The organism is Calothrix sp. NIES-2100 (genome assembly GCF_963875285.1).
Classification (GTDB): Bacteria; Cyanobacteriota; Cyanobacteriia; order Cyanobacteriales; family Nostocaceae; genus Aulosira.
The window spans coordinates 1-14,361 of sequence record NZ_CAWNLA010000001.1; the positions used below are offsets into that span (position 1 = coordinate 1).

The following is a 14,361-nucleotide window of genomic DNA, read 5'->3' on the forward strand; positions in this document are numbered from 1 at the left end:
CCACTGAGGCAGATCGATGCTGGTGTTCTAAATGTTGGATACGCTGAGGTTGGCCCGGCCAATGGTCGTCCGGTAATCCTCCTGCATGGATGGCCCTACGACATTCACAGCTATGTCGATGTCGCTCCTTTGTTGGCATCGGCAGGGTACAGGGCGATTGTTCCATATCTGCGCGGCTATGGCACGACGCGCTTTCTTTCGAGCGAGACGTTCCGCAATGGGCAACAGTCGGCGATCGCTGTCGATATTATCGCGCTGATGGATACACTCAAGATCGAGAAGGCCATTCTCGCTGGTTATGATTGGGGCGCGCGAACAGCCAACATCATCGCGGCACTCTGGCCGGAGCGCTGCAAGGCGCTCGTCTCCGTGAGTGGTTATTTGATCGGCAGCCCTGAAGCCAACAAGACACCACTACCGCCGCAGGCCGAACTCCAATGGTGGTATCAATTTTATTTCGCGACGGAGCGGGGCCGCGCTGGCTACGAAAAATACTGGCATGACTTTAACAAGCTCATCTGGAAGCTTGCTTCGCCGCAATGGCACTTTAATGACGAGACGTTTGAGCGTAGCGCGGCTGCCTTCAACAACCCGGATCACGTCCAAATCGTGATCCATAACTATCGCTGGCGGCTCGGTCTGGCTGAAGGCGAGTCGAAGTATGACGATCTTGAGAAGCGGCTCGCTGCAGCCCCTGCAATCGCCGTACCCACCATCACTCTCGAAGGTGATGCCAACGGTGCGCCGCACCCAGATGCCAATTTCTATGCAAGGAAATTTTCGGGCAAATACGCACATCAAATCGTTAGGGGCGGGGTTGGACACAACCTACCGCAAGAAGCGCCGCGAGAGTTTACAAACGCCATCGTCGAAGTTGACGGTTACTGATGTTACTGATCGTGTTTAGCCTAAGTTGTGAAACAGACAATTTGCACCAAGGAGAAAACACCATGGCCAAACTGAAAAAAGTGCATTACACAACCAAACCCCGCACCACAGTTGCCTTTGTCCTCCTATCACGATTCCTTGTCGCGCTTTTTGTAGCAATGGTGTTTCTAGCACCGCTCACCTTCGTGTTTGCCCAGCAATCCGCCCAGCCCCGCGCACAAGCCCAGGTCGCAGCTAAGGCGATCACCTAAAGCAAACCAAGAAAGGCAGATCACAGGGCTGGATACCAATCAGACATTGAGCACATCGCCGCAGTCTCGAAGAAGCAGGGACTAAAGCTGCTGCCTCCACCACCTAAATGTTGAGACCGATCTAACAACTGTAATAAATAACTCACGCATTAATCAGAGCAATTTTATGACACAATCTTTCTGGTTTTTTGGTTCTCGCCTCAATATCATTGCCGATCATACAACAACTAGAGGTCAGTACGATCTGATCGAAGGCTACTTCTCACCTGGTACGCAAACACCTCTCCATCGTCACACGCGCTATTCGGAACAACTCTATGTGCTAGAAGGAGAGTTCACAGTCTGGGTAGGTGAAAACAAGTTTACACTCAGTGCTGGTGAAAACTTTTTGATCTCTCCTTGTAGACCGCATTCGATCGGCGTATTCAGCGATCAACCTGCTCGTGGATTGGTTGTTGCTGCGCCCAGTAGCTTTGCTCGGCTGATTGCAGCAGTCGGCACACTGGATGAAACAGCAGCACCGGATATGGCACTATTTGAACGCATTTCTGCCGAGATTGGTGACGAAATTTTAGCTCCACCCGGAGCCTTAGAGACTTCCAAATAAAAAAATAATTAATCGCTTGGGGGAGCAGGGGGAGCAGAAATTGGATACTAGTGTTTGATGTAGGAATTGAGTAATTTAATTCTTGGATGTCCCCAATTTGAGATATAGGCAGTAGATTTACCGAATTGAGTCGTCTACTTGCAAGTAAGGTGCAATGTCAACTTGGGCACGGATGCCATCATACTGATCTTTAACTGCAAATCCTGCTGGGATTTGTTTCGCCACTTCAGTTAAATCATTAACCAGACTAGCCAACATCAATTTAATGGGATGTAATAGCCGCATCTTTGCTGATTCGAGTTTTTGATGACGAGCAAGATATAAGTCTCGCAAATATCATCCGTTAGCATATAATCAAAAACCTTTACCCAACGCCACTTGCGCGGCTGCCGGGGAACCCATCCAACGCAGTGGTTCAAATTTAGAGAAAAATTATGATCCCAGCATTCACAACTTACCAGAGATATGGAAATAACTTATACCTAACTTTTTGAATGTAACTATCGTAGCCTTGGAGTTCTTGCCGCAAAAATTGCTCTTCAAATTGAATTCGGATGACCAGGATTATAGTGGGAGCGATCGCTAGTAGCGCTGCCGCATAGGATTCTAACCACAAGGACATACCAACCATCGTCAGAACTGCACCTGCATACATGGGATGTCGGACAATGCTATAAACTCCGTTATCAATCACTGTTTGTTGCCGATCTGCTTGATGTTTAACCGCAGTTGCGGCAAAGGTGTTAACTTTAAACGAAAGAGAAATAATCCCCCAACCTATAATAAATAGGAATAAGCCCAACAATGAAGCAAACGCCTTTGGTGGAGCAAACAAGTGAAATCGAAAGACATCTAGGGGAATGAAGGCAATCAAACCCAGGAATGAGACAATTAGTAGACTGGCAAGAATTTTGTCGGACAGGGGTTGTTCTTCTTGAATGGGTGGTTTGAGACGTTCTTGCAATAAAGCATCATCATCTCGAAAAACACCAATCATCGTTGCTACGGTTCCCACAACAACAACACCGAGCAACACCCAGCTACGCCACCAATTTAATGTCCCGGCTGGCAAGAATAGTAAACCACCGAAGATGACTATATTCCAAATCAGCGCGCTCAAAATCTTGAAAATGAACATGATTGTTTCACCTCTATGTCTTGATATCAGTAACTTAGTCACAGATAACAGCACCTATATTGTCATTCTCAGGTTGAGTTGTGATGTCCAGGTAATCATCCAAACATAGATATCACGATTGTACTCAAACCAGCTACAATCAAACCAAATTGGTCGATTTTAATTATTCGCGGCAGACTCGAATTTTGGGAATCACAACAAACCAGTCTTCTAAAATATCTCCTGTCACATCATCTATTTTGATGTGATGATAAATGTATCTTACTGTTACCTCACCAAATTTAAATTGAAATTGGTTTGGGACAATCTTTTTATTACTCAAAAGTTCTTTTCCCTTACGTGACAAACAGCCAACTTGTTCATGACGTTCTGTGCAAATCTTCCAACCATCACCCCATTGATTTGTTTTTAATTGCAATGGAGTTCCTTCACGCAATATTTTAATTTTATCCTGCTGATTTCTTGTGGTTATATGCCCCAAATTTACATCAGCAGGCGTTAAATCAAAGTAGTACATCAACTGAGGAATTTCAGTGACTGGATAATCAGTTATTTGGGCAACTAAGCCAGATTCTTGGATAAATTGGTTTGGTGCTTGAGCGCAAATTTAAATCGTTCGTGATAGGCGCTTTCTGAGGCTTGATTAATTTTCGCTCGATGGTCAAAACCTAAGAGGTTGTTTGAAAAGTTTTTGAGGGCTAAAAATTATGCCAATCGCCTCACCATAATACGTATCATTGCAAGATAAATAAAAGTCTCGGATGTTTCGGGCAATAACTCATAATCGCGAACTAATCGGCGACATCCCATGAGCCAACCAAAAGTTCGCTCTACAACCCAACGTTTTTTGAGCAACACAAAACCCTTAGCCTCTTGCGATCGCAAAACTACCTGCACAATCCAACGGCAAACATTCATCACCCACTGCATAAAAGGTTCTCCATCAAAACCACCATCTACCCAGATGGTTGTCAAACGAGATATCTTTTGATGAGACTGTTTGACCCGTTTGAGAACTTGTTTTCCTCCTTCTCGTTCAGCTACATTGGCTGCGGTGACTAAAACCCTCAACACTAATCCCAAGGTATCGACGGTCATAAATCGCTTACGTCCTTTGGTCTTTTTACCTGCATCAAAACCAACTAACTTGCTGACCATTGCGGCGCTTTTCACGCTTTGACTGTGAATTATTGCCTCGGATGGGCGCTTGTTGGCGTTGATTTTCTATCCGAACCCATTGTCTCAGGCTGTCATGAATTTTTAGCCAAGTTCCATCTTTACGCCAGTTCCCAATTGTGTGTAGACCGTCTGCCAAGCTGGAAAGTCTCCAGGCAGCGGTAAGCGAAGCTATGCCGAAGGCTTATCGCCATCTAACTCCTTCTACCAAAATGTAGAAAATCGCGTTAATCACCTCCCACATATTGACTTCACGTTTTTGACCACCTGGTTTCGCTTCCGGAATTAGGTCACTAATCAATTTATATTGCTCTAAACTCAGGTTGCTCTTGTATGCTTTACTCATACCACTCTCTCGGTGCTGTTTGTTATCTATTCACAGCGTATACTGAGAGAGCTTTTTTACAACATTCCCGACTTTTCAAACAACCTCTCAGAATGAGGGTATGAATTCTATAACTGGCAGATAAATGCAAGGGTTTTATATGCCTCACTAATTGATTCTGATTCCTTTATTCTTCTTTAAAGCTATTTTTTAGACTTGTAAGGGGATTTTCGCTGATTGGGCAGCTTGTAAAAGATGATGACAAGTCCAGTCCACCAAAGTCATTCCTGATGCTCTGGCTGCGTCCTCAAACATTGTTTGTAAGTGTGATGGCAGTGTGAGGGTGAAATACGATTTTTTCGGTAGAGATTGAGAATCTTCATATTCACAAGAGCGATATCGCCATGCAAGACATTCCTCGCCTCACATCTTGCACCAAGAAAAATTGATGTAATTTTATTACTCAGTAACAAACCAAAACCCTCAATTTAGCGATAAAAACCTATAAAAATGAGGTAGCTTTATCGCGCATCTTTGGACTTTACCTGAGGTTGTACGTAGAGGTGCAAGATATGAGTCGCCTCTTGTTTGAGCATCCTTCTCTAGAAAACTCAACAAACCAAATTTATAGCAGTAGAAGGTGTGGTTATCCTTTACCTGTTCTTTACTGCAAAATTGACAATTCCAACAACTGCGTTCTGGATCATCTGTTTGTTTTGCACTCTGGGATGGATGTGCTTTGATCAGCTTAGTTGCTGCATCTACACTTTGCTCATTCAAGGCTTTTCGTAAATCATTAGCAGATTTGTCATTGCCTTGTTGTCGAAGCTTATCTATTGCTGTAACTACCTTTTTCGCTTTGGAATAATTACGACCACTACCTAAACCTACAAGCTTTGCTACTTTATCGCGGGTTTGTCCTGGAGACGATGCAGGAAAATTTTCCACAAGCGTTGTTTTTACTCTTCTGCCTAATTTTTGATTAGTAGTAGTGGCAGCCATCTTTTGTCGTCGCTTTGCTTTGACTTTTTCGATCCCTTCCCAAGCAATGGCTTCACGCACTTTTTGTTCGGTTGTCTTTTTGCGATCGGCATTTTCTAACAACAGTGCTTCCAATTCAGCTTCCCGATCTGGAAAGTCTCTGATCTCTACTGGAATCTGATTCCAACCCAATAACAGTGCTGCCTTCCAATAAGGATGGCCGTTAACAATGGTATTTTCCATCGTGATCAGTAACGGTCTAGGGTACTGAGAGTGTTGAATTAATCTCATGACATCAGAAACATCTTCTAATTCTCCGTAAATCGACAAATACAATGGATGGGGTTTCACAGAGTTGGGGTCAACTAATTGAAATAGTGAATTGGGTTGGGAAGTCACACTCATAGAAACCCTCATTTTGTAAAGAATTGCCAAAAATCCTGATGTCAGTTACTGTTCGCGTCATCAGAACTGCCATCTGTAGTACAGTAAAATCGAGATAGTTCTCTCGCCCAATAGGTATGGTGTTTATATTTAGCCAGAGTAGGGTCAAAATTACCTGAAAGTATATCTAACTCAATCTGTCTTGCTTTAGCTTCAGCAGCTTTGCGATTAACAATGGTATCTGGCAAACCCATACTAAGGTAATGCCTCTTGCCAGCAAAGCTAAACCTTAATTGCAACCTATTGTTAGAAGATATGACCTGGACATTTCCCTTTAAAGCTTTGGCTGCACTAATTTTTGAGTTCATGGCGTAATTTTTATTAGTACATATGTTTTAGATTTTTTACACCAGTTTTACACCAGTTTTGCACCCAAAAAGACCTTTAATGACCCAATAAAAGCACGCGATAAAGGGTATAATGGGAATTATCAAGGAGAATGAGCAAGATAGAAAAACCTTGAAAAGCTTACGCTGTAAGGATTTTACTTAAAAGCGGGCGATGGGACTCGAACCCACGACGTTCACCTTGGGAAGGTGACATTCTACCACTGAATTACACCCGCAAACAGCAGCTAGCCATTAAGCTATAACTAGCTGCTATTATACCACAATCTACCAAGGTTAAATTTAAGAAGCAGATTTTTCGCGCTCTGATGGTAGGCTAATGACTTCATGTTCGCCGGATGCAGGGCGGGGTGGTTTTTTGCCGAAGCCGTAGCGTAATGTATTCATGATCCAGCGTTGGAAGTTGTCAATATAGCTAAATATCACTGGTACTACCACCAGCGTTAGTAATGTAGAAGTTGTGAAGCCACCCATGATGGCGATTCCCATCGGTTGGCGGACTTCGGAACCGACACCAATTCCTAATGCTAGGGGTAGAGTACCGGCGATTGTCGCCATAGAGGTCATCATAATTGGGCGTAAGCGTGATACACCAGCTTCTATAAGTGCTTGACGTTGGCTTTTGCCTTCTTGCATGTTGATGATTGTATAGTCCACCAAAAGAATTGAGTTTTTGGTGACAACCCCCAACAGCAGTACAATGCCAATTAAGGCATAGAGTCCTAAGGGTTTTTGCATCACCATCAAGGCTACTAATGCACCGCCTAAGCAAAAGGGTAAGGCTGCCATAATCGATAGCGGATGCAGGAAGTTGTTATACAGCAACACGAGAATTGCATAGATGCAGAGAATTGCTAATCCCAAAGCGCTACCAAAACCTCTAAAGATGTCTTGCATAATTTTTGCACCGCCGGAGGGTTGTTGTACTACTCCTGGGGGCAAGTTTTGCATGATTGGTAGTTTATTTACTGCTTGGACTGCTTCTCCCAAGGCGATACCTTGCAAATTGGCTTCGACTGCAACTTGACGGGCGCGATCGTAGCGGTTGATGGTTGCAGGGCCGCTACCAAAGCGGATATCTGCAACGGCGAGGAGGGGAACTAAGCTACCATTTTGGCTGGGAACTTGGAGATTTTTGATATTGTTGATGTCTGCGCGTGCTCTGGGATCGATTTGCACGCGAATGGGGATTTGCCGATCGCTTAAATTATATTTGGCTAAGTTGGCATCGTTATCACCAATCGTTGCTAGGGAAGCTGTACGAGCGATCGCTTGCACGGTAACACCCAAATCGGCGGCGCGTTGGGGATCGGGTATTACCAGAATTTCTGGTTTCACCAAACTGGCGCTAGAAGAGACTTCCACTAATCCGGGTATGGTTCGCATCTGCTTTTCTAGTGCTTCAGATGCTTGGCTGAGGGCTTGGGGATTTTCACTGCGGAGAACTATTGATAAACCTTTTCGGCTATCACCTGGTACTTGGCTTTGGAAACTAATTCTCGCTCCTGGTATTTGTTGGAATAAGGGGCGGATTTGTTCCTCAAACTGTTTTTGGGAAATCTTGCGTTCTTCTTTGGGTTTGAGATTGACAGCCAGGGTAGCTGTACTCAAATCTTCAGTGGCTACTACTTGAGCAACATAAGGGTTTTTTAGGAGAATATTAGTTGTCTTTGTTACTACCTGATTCATATCTGCCAAAGTGGAACCAGGGGGTATTTCAATCGCAATACTAGAAAGACCGTAGTCGCCATCATCAACGAAACCCTTGGGAATCATGGGAACTAGCATTACACTAGCCATGAAGAAAGCGATCGCGATCGCAATTGTGGTTAATCTATGTCTGAGTGCCCATTGCAACAGCGATTTATAAGGCTGAAATCTCCGAGGCTTGATAGTGCTAAGTTTTTTGTTTTTGTTGTGGTGGGTGGATAGTTTAAATTTAGAATTGAAAAATGGGATAAATCTGGCCTTTTTCTGTGTTTGGTCTTTATCCTTGAGTAAATAAGCCCCCATCATGGGGGTAACCATGCGGGCGACTAAGGTTGAAAAAATTGTGGAAATCGCAACCGTAAAGCCAAAGGGTTGGAAAAATTGTCCGGGAATCCCACCCATAAAAGCTACGGGCAGAAATACAGCAATAATCGTCGCGGAAGAAGCCATCACAGCTAATCCTACTTCTTCCGAAGACTCATAAGCAGCTTGCATAGCTGATTTCCCCATTGCCATGTGCCGTTCCATGTTTTCAATTTCCACGACGGCATCATCGACTAGGTTACCGACTGCTAGGGCTAAGGCTAGCAATGTCATGTTGTTGAGGGTGTAACCTAATGCTTGCTGTACGGCAAAGGTGGGAATCATTGATAGGGGGAGGGCAACGGCAGTAATTAATGTCGCGCGCCAGTCCCGTAAAAATAGCATAATGACGATAACCGCCAGCACCGAAGCCTGAATCAACTCATCAATGGTGCTTTCGTAGGATTGGCGAACCACATCAGCCCTGGTAAAAACTAAATCCAGCTTCACATCTGGGGGGAGGGTTTTTTCTAGTTCTTGAACTGCGGCTTTAACTCCGGATTCCACTGTCACCATGACGCTACCAGTGCTGCGGAGAACCTGAAAGGCTACCACTGGCTTGTTATTCAAGCTTGCAGTTTGTCGGATGTCACCAAACTGATCTTCAACAGTCCCCAAGCTGGATAAGGGTACGGAACCACCGGCAGGTAAGATGATTTCGTAGGTTTTCAACACATTGACACTGGCGGCGCTACCTAATGTCCTGATACTTTGTTCGCTACCACCTAATTCTGCACGTCCACCAGGTAAGTTAATATTCAAAGCGCGGACTTGATCGTTTACCTGGGTGGCGGTGATACCTAAAGATTGCAAGCGATTGGGATCGAGGTTAATTCTAATTTCCCGATCAACCCCACCCACACGTTTAATTTGGGCGACACCTTTAACTGCTAACAAGGCGCGGCTAATAGTTTGGTCTGTGAGGTTGCTTAACTCTTCTACAGAAAGCCGATCGGATTTGACAACGTATGTCATGATCGGCCCACCAGCAAAATCGAGACGTTGGACAATCGGATCGTTGATGTCTTGCGGTAAACTTTGGCGAATTTGAGCGATCGCATTTCGCACATCATTGGTAGCCCGATCGCTATTTGTCCCTAATAAAAAATTGATTGTCGTTGTAGAATTACCATCAGTAACCTTCGATATCATGTTATCGATATTGCCCAACCCAGCAACCGCATCTTCAATCTTCTTTGTCACTTGCGATTCAAGTTCCGCTGGGCCTGCACCTGGTTGGGTGACTATCACCGAAACTGCGGGAATATCAACATTGGGGTTGGTATCTATACCTAAGGAAGTGAAAGAAAACCAACCGACTATCGTCAAAATCAAAAATAAGACTATCGTAGGAACAGGTTTTTTAATCGACCAAGCAGAGATATTAAAAGACATCGTAAATTTTAGTTTTGAGTTTTTGCGAAAAGTTAAGGCAGTGACAACAAAGAGTTATGTAGTCAGCACCCCTAGCCCCTAGTCCCTAGCTACTAATACTTTGTCACCATCTTTGAGATAACCTGCACCTTTAACTACCACGCGATCGCCTAATTTCAATCCGCTTTTTATTTCCACCCTGTTACCGTTTATCGGTTCTCCTAGTTCTACTTTCTGGGCGCGAACAATGTCTTCACCCGATAGCATGAATACAATCACGCTGCCATCAGGTTGGGGTTGAACGGCTTTTTGTGGTACTGTCATTCCCATAGCGTTATTTGTGGTAATCGCCGCCCGGGCAAACATTCCTGGTTTTAGCAGATTTGTTGCTCTTATGTCGATTTTGACGATAGCTTCCCTTCTTTGGTCGTTTACCATAGGTTCTATCTCTCTGACTCTTCCCTCCAACTTCACAAGCCGATTCAAATCAGAGGTGACGTCTACCGTTGCGCCTACTTTTACTAAGGGAAGTTGAATTTCGGGGACTTTGGCTTGCAGTTCTAATTTGCGATCGCGAATAATGGAAAACAGCTTTTGTGTCCCGCCTATAATATTCCCTACTTGGGTTTGCGGGGGTACACCTGTGACATCCCCAACTCTGGCGAGTTTTTCGGCAATAATTCCCGACACAGGCGCAACCACTAAGGTTTGTCCGATTTGGGTTTGTAACTGTCCCACCTTCGCCGCACTATTACGCACATCAGCTTGGGCTTTGTTGACATTCGCTTGGGCAATACTGATATTTGCTTGACTACCACCAACATTAGCTTGGGCGCTACGAATATTTTCCTTTGCTAAACGCACTCCTTCAGTTGCAGTTTTCACAGTGTAAGAACGGGTATCGAGTTCTTGTTGACTAATTGCACCGGAAGCAGCAAGTTTTTGATAACGCTGAAAATTCTTTTCGGCTTCCTCTAACCTCGCCTGTGCTTGGGCTAAATCCGCTTGTCTTTGCTTGACAATTGCCAGATTTGCTGAGACAGTTGCTTGCTTAGATGTCACATCCGCTTGCTTAGATGTCACATCCGCTTGCTTCGATTGCACATCAGCCTTAGCTTGGCTAATTTGAGTTTGCAGTATAGAATCATCTAAGACTGCCAACACTTGGCCTTTTTTGACAAAAGCCCCTTCTTTGACATTTTCGGGAATTTGTTGAATTTGCAGCCCGTTAGTTTGGGGTAAGACAGGAATTAAATCAGATGCGGCTACAGTACCAGTAGTAGCGAGAGTCTGGGCAATACTCGCAGGTTCTACAGCAGCGATGGTTACTGTCATCGCTGGTTTAACTGGCGATGCTGGTTTATTCGCTACAGCATTTTGTTGAGGTGCTGCATTATGTTTGAATGCTCCCACACCACCAAGTGCGATCGCAAACCCTAAACCAGTACCTAGCAATAAAGGCATTAACCACAGGCGAGTTTGTCTCTCATCTAATTTTCTCGGAAAACTAGCATCCTCAACCCCCAAAGGTTCTTCCGTCTTGACTTCTGATGAACTTTCTTCACCCATCGTCATACCTTTACCTCCTAATGTATATAAAATACTCTACTCGGATTTTTTAAGAAAGGTTGATTTTTATTAAATTATATTAAATATTTAAACTCTTTACTGGAAAGAGTGCTGAGTCAATTGTCATTGGTCATTAGTCAATTGTCATTAGTCATTCTTACAAAGTTCTGATGCCTGCGGCAAGCCGCTCCGCGTCTACGGAGGAAACCTCCGCTCAGACTTTGCGCTTTGTCAGTTGTCATTGGGCAATAGTCATTTGTCCCCCTTCCCCAGGGCTGTTTCATTCGATAATGAGGTGGAATTTGTCAATATCATGGGCGATGTTTTTTTGGTATAGAAGTGAGAGAAAACCTACATTTCAACCCAGGAAAATCAAATTTTCGCCTAGAAAATTCGCGCGATTGCGAAACATAACCCTTGACATTATGAGCCTTTGAGGGAATGAAACAGCCCTGCTTGTCCCCCCTTGTCCCCTCTTGTCCCCTCTTATCCCCCCTTGTCCCCCCTTGTCCCCCCTTGTCCCCTCTGTTTCTTTTTCATCCAGGGAGATGAAAATTTTTTATTTTGTCTGCCGATGAAAGGATAGCCTATCTTGTGGGAAGAATATAAAAATAGATAGAAATCTCATCTACCTAAAAAGGAGAAAATCTGTATAATCGTCAAGTCGCTTTGCTCTAATTCCTAATTAGGCGCTGTCTAATTCATAATTGTAATCAGTAGTCGCTCTGTCCCCCAGTAATTACGAATTACGAATTGTTTCAGACTGCTCTGGCAGTTTTGCAAATAAACAAATAAATTATTATCTAAGTGAGTAACCACAGATGTTCAATGCTACGGAAATTTTAATTGATGCCTTTGTCGCTCAAATTCGAGAAGGTTATCACCGCACCTATGGCGCTTTCAAACATGATTATCAAGATATCATTGCTTGGGCTGGAAACATGGCTTTAGAAAATATTGCCAACAGTGATGCACTGTATCACAACGTCGAACACACGATTCTTGTGACCCTAGTAGGACAGGAAATTTTACGGGGTAAACATATCCGAGAGGGTGGTGTTTCCAGTGACGATTGGTTACATTTTATTATCTCCTTAGTCTGTCATGATATTGGCTATGTTAAAGGAGTTTGTCGCCAAGACCAAGAAGCGGAAGGTTTATATGCGACTGGCAAAAATGACCAAATGGTTCCTCTGCCTACCGGTGCTTCTGATGCCAGTCTCATACCTTATCATGTGGATCGGGGTAAGCTATTTATAGATGAACGTTTTGGTGGACACAAATTAATTGATGCTGAGGTAATTAAGTCTAATATTGAATTAACTAGATTCCCTGTCCCGAAAGCTGAAGATCATCAAGATACAAATAACTATGCAGGCTTAGTACGCGCAGCTGATTTGATTGGTCAATTAAGCGATCCGCGTTACTTAAAGAAAATTACTTCTTTATTTTATGAGTTTGAAGAAACTGGGATGAATAAAGTCTTAAACTATCAAACTCCAGGTGATTTACGGAAGAATTACGCAAAATTTTACTGGAATGGCGTTTATCCCTATGTCAAAGACGCATTGCGTTACCTGTCGCTAACACAGCAAGGTAAACAAATATTAGCTAATCTTTACTCCAATGTGTTTGTCGTAGAACATGAAAAACAACAAGAAGAATTGCGGTTATTAGTTAATAGTCATTAGTCATTAGTCATTAGTCATTAGTCATTAGTCATTGGTCAATGGTCAAGAAATTCTCGATTGTGGACTCTTGACTATTAACCCTTAACCCTTGACTATTAACTATTGACCCTTGACTTTTGATTAAAATTATGGATTGGTGGCAACGGCTGAAAAAGAATCCTTTGGCGCGATTTGGGGCGATTTTGCTATTAGTTTTCTATGTAGCGGTAATTGCTGCTGATTTCGTCGCCCCTTACGATCCTTATGCATCACAACCAAATGGTTCGTTGCTACCACCAACCAAGATTCACTGGACTTCGCCATCAGGACAGTTTATCGGCCCTCATATTTATCCTACGACTCAGGGAGACACCAACTTAGAAACAGGCGATCGCAAATTGCTCGTAGACTTCAAAAAACCTTCACCCCTGCGTTTATTTGTCTCTGGCCCAGAATACCGCGTGTTTCAATTAAGTTTACCACTACCACCCAAGTGGGACGAAGTCACCATTATCCCTGGTATACCTTTAAATTGGCATTTGTTTGGCACTACTGGCGAAGCAAAATTTAACATTTTAGGTACTGACGATCAAGGGCGCGATCAATTCAGCCGTTTATTACATGGAGGTCGCATCAGCCTGTTTATTGGTATCTTTGGTGTGATCATCACCTACCCCCTTGGTTTACTCATCGGCGGTATTTCTGGTTATTTTGGCGGTATTATTGATACCTTAATCATGCGCCTTGCAGAAGTGCTGATGACTTTCCCCAGCATTTACTTGTTGGTGACATTGGGTGCAGTATTACCACCAGGTTTAAGTAGCACCCAACGGTTTTTGTTGATTGTGGTAATTACTTCAGTAATTAGCTGGGCAGGTTTAGCAAGGGTAATTCGCGGACAGGTACTATCAATAAAAGAGCGAGAATTTGTCCAAGCAGCACGAGCAATGGGCGGTAAACCACTATATATCATCCTCCGTCACGTTTTGCCACAAACTGCTACCTATGTGATTATTTCTGCAACTTTAGCTGTTCCCAGTTTTATTGGCGCCGAAGCTGTCTTGAGTCTCATCGGCTTAGGAATTCAACAACCAGACCCATCTTGGGGTAATATGCTCTCTCTAGCCAGTAATGCATCGATTTTGGTACTGCAACCTTGGCTCATCTGGCCGCCAGCATTGTTAATTATTCTGACTGTACTTGCTTTCAATTTACTCGGTGATGGTCTAAGAGATGCACTCGACCCCCGCAGTTTAAGACGTTAGATTTGATTGGCTACAAGATCCCCGACTTCTTCAAGAAGTCGGGGATCTGACCCCTCGCGACCGATGATAGGTTATTGCATGAGAATTTGGCGGATTAAAATGCTCATTACCTCCTCTGGGTTGCCGGTTGGTATCAATGGACTCCAGTCGCCTGCGCTAGCGTAGCCAATTACCTGTAAATAGTGGATTGTGCTGGTAACTGCTTTGGGAGAACCAATCGCTTTTCAAGCTATCTATGATTTTATCGTTCTTG

The 14,361-nt window shown here is 43.8% G+C and carries 12 protein-coding genes, 1 tRNA gene and 1 pseudogene; 5 read left to right on the forward strand and 9 right to left on the reverse strand.

The annotated features are described in order from the left end of the window. The 3 genes from AACU32_RS00005 to AACU32_RS00015 form a co-directional block, all read left to right on the forward strand. Positions 1-888, forward strand: an 888-nt coding sequence (locus AACU32_RS00005; protein WP_339377350.1) for an alpha/beta fold hydrolase, incomplete at its 5' end; no start/stop codon positions are given. Positions 889-950: 62 nt separating this feature from the next. Next, positions 951-1,139: a hypothetical protein gene (locus tag AACU32_RS00010; protein ID WP_339377351.1), complete on the forward strand. Its 189-nt coding sequence runs from the start codon at positions 951-953 to the stop codon at positions 1,137-1,139. A 166-nt stretch (positions 1,140-1,305) separates the two neighbouring features. Continuing rightward, complete coding sequence (locus AACU32_RS00015) at positions 1,306-1,746, forward strand: cupin domain-containing protein (RefSeq protein ID WP_096596662.1); 441 nt, start codon at positions 1,306-1,308, stop codon at positions 1,744-1,746. Between the two features lie 117 nt (positions 1,747-1,863). Here the strand turns inward: AACU32_RS00015 and AACU32_RS00020 are convergent, their stop codons facing one another. The 9 genes and pseudogenes from AACU32_RS00020 to AACU32_RS00060 form a co-directional block, all read right to left on the reverse strand. Next, the gene (locus tag AACU32_RS00020; RefSeq protein WP_339377352.1) at positions 1,864-2,079 is read right to left on the reverse strand and encodes a hypothetical protein; all 216 of its coding nucleotides are present in this window, start codon (positions 2,077-2,079) and stop codon (positions 1,864-1,866) included. Positions 2,080-2,200: 121 nt separating this feature from the next. After that, entirely contained in the window at positions 2,201-2,884 is a 684-nt protein-coding gene (locus tag AACU32_RS00025) for a methyltransferase family protein (protein ID WP_096596664.1), read from the reverse strand. A 163-nt stretch (positions 2,885-3,047) separates the two neighbouring features. Next, complete coding sequence (locus tag AACU32_RS00030; RefSeq protein ID WP_096596666.1) at positions 3,048-3,401, reverse strand: hypothetical protein; 354 nt, start codon at positions 3,399-3,401, stop codon at positions 3,048-3,050. A gap of 188 nt (positions 3,402-3,589) precedes the next feature. Then, positions 3,590-4,406: pseudogene (locus AACU32_RS00035) on the reverse strand (IS5 family transposase). A gap of 462 nt (positions 4,407-4,868) precedes the next feature. Further along, positions 4,869-5,771 (reverse strand): ParB N-terminal domain-containing protein, encoded by a 903-nt coding sequence (locus AACU32_RS00040; RefSeq protein ID WP_096596668.1) that lies wholly within the window; start codon positions 5,769-5,771, stop codon positions 4,869-4,871. Positions 5,772-5,812: 41 nt separating this feature from the next. Next, on the reverse strand, positions 5,813-6,118 hold the full coding sequence (locus tag AACU32_RS00045; protein ID WP_096596670.1) for an Arm DNA-binding domain-containing protein: 306 nt from the start codon (positions 6,116-6,118) through the stop codon (positions 5,813-5,815). Between the two features lie 185 nt (positions 6,119-6,303). Then, a tRNA-Gly gene (locus tag AACU32_RS00050) sits at positions 6,304-6,375 on the reverse strand. A 64-nt stretch (positions 6,376-6,439) separates the two neighbouring features. Beyond that, the gene (locus AACU32_RS00055) at positions 6,440-9,625 is read right to left on the reverse strand and encodes an efflux RND transporter permease subunit (RefSeq protein WP_096596672.1); all 3,186 of its coding nucleotides are present in this window, start codon (positions 9,623-9,625) and stop codon (positions 6,440-6,442) included. A gap of 78 nt (positions 9,626-9,703) precedes the next feature. Beyond that, on the reverse strand, positions 9,704-11,173 hold the full coding sequence (locus AACU32_RS00060) for an efflux RND transporter periplasmic adaptor subunit (protein ID WP_096607790.1): 1,470 nt from the start codon (positions 11,171-11,173) through the stop codon (positions 9,704-9,706). 821 nt (positions 11,174-11,994) lie between these two features. Between AACU32_RS00060 and AACU32_RS00065 the strand changes: the two genes are divergently transcribed. After that, positions 11,995-12,864: an Npun_R2479 family HD domain-containing metalloprotein gene (locus AACU32_RS00065; protein ID WP_096596674.1), complete on the forward strand. Its 870-nt coding sequence runs from the start codon at positions 11,995-11,997 to the stop codon at positions 12,862-12,864. A 128-nt stretch (positions 12,865-12,992) separates the two neighbouring features. Beyond that, the gene (locus tag AACU32_RS00070) at positions 12,993-14,108 is read left to right on the forward strand and encodes an ABC transporter permease (RefSeq protein ID WP_096596676.1); all 1,116 of its coding nucleotides are present in this window, start codon (positions 12,993-12,995) and stop codon (positions 14,106-14,108) included. The last annotated feature ends 253 nt before the right edge of the window (positions 14,109-14,361 follow it).